Raw genomic sequence first — 857 nt, 5'->3', positions numbered from 1 at the left:
TTAAGTACATCGAAAACCAAAGCTTTGACAGCACCTTTCAAGGCTTGTTCTCGGAGATTAACCTTAATTCCGAAAAGCTCGGCAAAAATTACACGGAACGGAATGCCAAACTGTGCAAAATTATTAGCAAAATTGCCCCGAAGGTATTGCCCAGTTTTCGACCAACAGCGATATTCTGGGCGATGCCTATGAATACCTGATCGGCCAGTTTGCCGCAGGCTCTGGCAAAAAAGCCGGTGAATTTTATACGCCGCAACAGATTTCCACGATTCTTTCCGAAATCGTTACCCTCGATAGCCAGAAACCGGCCACCGGCAAAAAGAAAAAGCTGGATAAGGTGCTGGATTTTGCCTGTGGCTCCGGTTCGTTATTGCTCAACGTACGCAAACACATCGGCCACCACGGTATCGGCAAAATCTACGGGCAGGAAAAAAACATCACCACCTACAACCTGGCGCGGATGAACATGCTGCTGCACGGGGTGAAAGATTCCGAATTCGAAATTCACCACGGCGATTCCTTGCTGAACGATTGGGACATCCTGAATGAAATGAATCCCGCCAAAAAGCTGGAGTGCGATGCAGTGGTCGCCAACCCGCCCTTCAGCTATCGCTGGGAGCCGACTGAAGCATTAGGCGAAGACTTCCGTTTTAAAAGCTATGGCCTTGCCCCCAAATCCGCTGCGGACTTTGCTTTCCTGCTGCACGGCTTTCACTTTTTAAGTGACCAAGGCACAATGGCCATTATTCTGCCGCACGGGGTTTTGTTCCGTGGCAGTGTGGAAGAACGTATCCGCACCAAGCTGTTAAAAGACGGCCATATCGACACCGTTATTGGCCTGCCCGCGAACCTGTTTT

1 pseudogene is annotated in these 857 nt (G+C 49.7%); it reads left to right on the top strand.

Annotated elements, in window-relative coordinates:
• Positions 1–857: pseudogene (locus E8D52_18645) on the top strand (type I restriction-modification system subunit M).

The sequence above is a fragment of the Nitrospira sp. genome (assembly GCA_005116745.1).
Taxonomy (GTDB): domain Bacteria; phylum Nitrospirota; class Nitrospiria; order Nitrospirales; family Nitrospiraceae; genus Nitrospira_D.
The sequence above is the reverse complement of the archived record's forward strand: the minus strand, read 5'-3'. Positions and strand labels throughout refer to the sequence as shown.